The sequence below is a fragment of the Prevotella sp. DNF00663 genome, assembly GCF_001553265.1.
Taxonomy (GTDB): Bacteria; Bacteroidota; Bacteroidia; order Bacteroidales; family Bacteroidaceae; genus Prevotella.
The window spans coordinates 8144-11861 of the sequence record NZ_KQ960605.1 but is presented as its reverse complement, the minus strand read 5'-3'; the positions used below and the strand labels follow the sequence as shown (position 1 = coordinate 11861).

Genomic DNA, 3718 nt, shown 5'->3' with positions numbered 1-3718 from the left:
TGACAGCGTAATTTTTCCGACAGATTATTTGGCAGTTCCAAATAATTTGCTAACACACACACACACACACACACACACACACACAGGCTAACCGCCAGTTAACTCTCTTTTTTAAACATACGCATACGCGCGCGAGGCGCACGCATGGAAACATAGGCAGGACGGGGATTCCACAGGAATTTCCTTCCTGCCTTTTTCGTATCCGCTCGCCAAGCGGACGGCGGCGGCGTAAGCCGACCTATCAAGCCAAAACTTAATACAAAATATTCAATTAAAACGCAGGAAAAAATGAAAAAAAGAAAGTATGTAAAGCCCGCCATCGACGCTATCCGCATCGAGATGGAAAGTTTCATTGCGGTGTCCGCCGACCTCGACAACACCCTCCAGCCGGGCGACTCCGGCACGTTCACCCCGACCGACCCCGACGACGAGGACTACCCCACGCCGGCCAACGCCAAGCGCAGCATGTGGGACGACTAGTCGGATCCGGACGGAGAATGACAAGGAAACCAACGAACAACCCAAAAAAGAAAAGACAATGAAGACAAGATTATTAGAAAAGACAATGAAGACAAGATTATTGACGGCACTTGCGCTCGTCGCCACGTTGGGCGCATTGGCCGGATGCTCGCAGGACAATCTGCCGGGCAAAGAAGATACAGGCGGCTCCACCGCTGGCAAGGACGTGGTGATCACCGTAGGCACCGACTTCGACAGCCCCTCGGCAAGCCTCACGCGCGCCAACATCAGCACCGGAGAGGCGCTCACGCGCGCATCGTTCAATCCCGACGGGCAGGGCGGCGCCACCATCGAATACAAGACCGGCGAGAAGGTGAAGGTCTATGTCGTGGCACAGCAGGGCACTAAGAAGGCGACTCTCGGCGAGACCACGATGACCATCGTCGGCAAGCGCGGCGACAAGTATCACGGCAGGTTCCAGATCACCGTGCCCGCCAACTCGGACATCGACTTCGGCAAGGCCGAGCCGGTGATGATTGCTGGCGCGGCGGGCGTGGCGAGCCTCGATGGCGACGGAAACGCCGTGGTGGAATGGACGCGGGAGGTGGACACCAGCGGCGACCAGTACACCATGCCGATGTACTTCCCCCTGACCACCGTCACGAAGGACGGCGACCGCTACAACGGCCTCGCCCACTTCCACCTCTACGGCTCGCTGGTGGGCATCAATCTGACCAGCCATCTCTACGACCCCTTCGAGCCGCGGCAGCTCGTGTTCCAGACTTCGGCGTTCACCTCCGAGGGCAAGATGGACCTCTTCTCCACCGCCGGCGGGCAGGCGCCCCGATGGACGACGACACAAACGTCGGACGTGCTCAGGAAATACAACCTGAAGCAGGGACTCGTGACGCGCGACAAGCCCGTCAAGTCGTTCTACGTGTGGGCCAAGCCCGCCAGCACTACGGCCACCGAGCAGATGACCCTCACCGTGCGCGACGGGGCCTACTCGCTCGACCCCAAGCACCGCTCCGAGCCGGTGCAGTCCCGCTACACTGTGAAGCCCATGCAGGACGGCAGGCTCTATTCGCTCAACGCCAAGGTCAGGAGCGACCTCATCATCACCGAGGTCTATCACCCGGGCCAAGCCAACAGCGTGATAGAGCTGTACAACCCCACGACGCACTACATCCGCCTGTCCGACTACTACCTCATCACCCGCCCGTGGAACAAGACCGCCACCGAGGGGCACGCGGTACGGCTCGGCAAGGAGTTCGGCAACGGTGCCGCCGGTGTCAACGCCAAGGTGAAGGGCGACCGCAACAACGTCTGGTTCGTCGACTACTCCAACGAGAGCGTGCCCTCTCCGAAGAAGGACGCCTCTGGCGAGCTGCTCCTCTCCCCGGGCAAGTGCTGCCTCTACGCCGCCTATGGCTACTCCGACGGCGGCCTCACCACGGCGGTGAGACCGAGCCTCGAGATGACCTTCCGCTTCTGGGGGGGGGAGCGCACCAAGACCGCGAAGGACAACAACACCCAGGAGGCCCTGTTTTTCGGCACCGACGACGTGGTGATGATCGCCAAGGGCACGCCCGACGAGAACCACGTCGTCGACGCCCTCTTCCGGCTCGACCCTAACAACATTCCCCCGGGAAATCCGCTGAAGATGCTGATCGAGGACTACGCCCGCCGCCCCGACCGCAACTTCCCCCACAAGTTCATGATACCGAGCGAGAAGGACACATTCTCCGACTGGATGTTCCGCACCCTCACTGGCGGCGACCTCGGCTGCCGCTTCTCATGGAGGTGGGATAACGGCACGGTGGCCAAGCTCTACCCGCACGAGGTTCCGTTCGTCTATTTCAACGGCGGCCAAGCGAGTACCCACGTCTACGACGTGCCGTTCTTCTGGAAGAAAGATACCTGGCACTGACACACTTCTTGCCCCGTCGGGACTTCCCGACGGGGCAAAACAACAGTGCAAAACGCAATCCGCGCCCACGGACGGGGCAAGACACCGCCGTGAAACGCAATCCGCACCTGCGGACGGGGCAAAACACCGCCGTGAAACGCAATCCGCACCTGCGGACGAGGCAAGACACCGCCGCAAAACGCAATCCGCACCTGCGGACGAGGCAAGACACCGCCGCGAAACGCAATCCGCGCCTGCGGACGAGGCAAGACAACACTAAGTATTAACATTTAACAAGCAGAAATCATGGGTAGATATATCAAGATAGAGAACGTCAGGTCAAGTTACATGACCAATGCCGAGTATGCAACATTCGTCGCCGCCACGCTGGCACGGCTGGGCGCGAAGAGCGGAGAGAAGCTCGTGGCCGACAAGCTGGGCGTGACCGCCGACTGTGTCGCCCTGCGCAAACGGCTCGACACGCTGGAGGACATCGTGCGCCGGCTCATGGCCGCCGGCGAGACCAAGGAGCTGGAGCAGGCAGACCGCCGCCGCGACCAGCTCGCCGCCTACATCCTGCAGACCATCCGCAACGAGCGGAACGCCATCATTGAGGACCGCGCCGAGGCAGCCCGCAGGCTCATGCCGCCCGCCGACCTCTACCGGGGCGTGACCCGCCTGCGCGACGCCGACGAGACGGCCACCATCCGAGGCATGGCCATCGACCTGCGCAAGCCCGGCATGGCCGAGAGCATGGCGAAGCTCGGCCTCGTCGCCGTGCTGGACGAGCTGGAGAAGGAGAACGAACGCTACGCCGCCATCGGCGAGCAGCGCCGGCTCACACGGAACGCCAACAACCTCGGCGCCGCCAAGCCCCTGCGCCGCGAGATGGAAGAGCTGTACGAGGACATCGCCGACCGCGCCTTCGCCGTCTCCGTCGTCACCCCCGAGGTGACCGAGGCCGCCGCCTTCATCGCCGCCCAGAACCAAGCCGTGACGGAGGTCCGCCACACCCTTGCGCAGCGAAAAGCCTCTCCCAGCCCCTCCCCGAATGGGAAGAAGCCACAGCCCAACCCGCACGCCGAGGAGCTGGCGAAACTCAAGACATTGATTGCCGAGTACGAGCAGAGTTCGCACTTCACCGCCGGGGCGGTCAAGTTCACCGGACTGGCGGCAGGCACGGGTGCGGAGCGCGCCTACCAAGTCTATCTCGCCGACGAGCCGAAGGAACTCTACTGGCTCACGGTGAAGGACGGCAAGCTGACGGAGGCCGACTTCAAGATAGAGCCGGGCCAGCCGGGCGGACTGACCGTGGAGAGGATCAAGTAGATTCTCTCAGCTTTATTCCCC

At 61.9% G+C, this 3718-nt stretch carries 3 protein-coding genes; all 3 read left to right on the top strand.

The window, feature by feature from the left end:
- The first annotated feature begins 288 nt into the window (after positions 1-288).
- Complete coding sequence (locus HMPREF3034_RS03835) at positions 289-480, top strand: hypothetical protein (protein ID WP_062433363.1); 192 nt, start codon at positions 289-291, stop codon at positions 478-480.
- Positions 481-565: 85 nt separating this feature from the next.
- Entirely contained in the window at positions 566-2389 is a 1824-nt protein-coding gene (locus tag HMPREF3034_RS03830; protein ID WP_062433360.1) for a hypothetical protein, read from the top strand.
- Positions 2390-2674: 285 nt separating this feature from the next.
- Positions 2675-3697, top strand: a complete 1023-nt coding sequence (locus tag HMPREF3034_RS03825) for a DUF6261 family protein (protein ID WP_062433357.1) — start codon at positions 2675-2677, stop codon at positions 3695-3697.
- Positions 3698-3718: the final 21 nt, after the last annotated feature.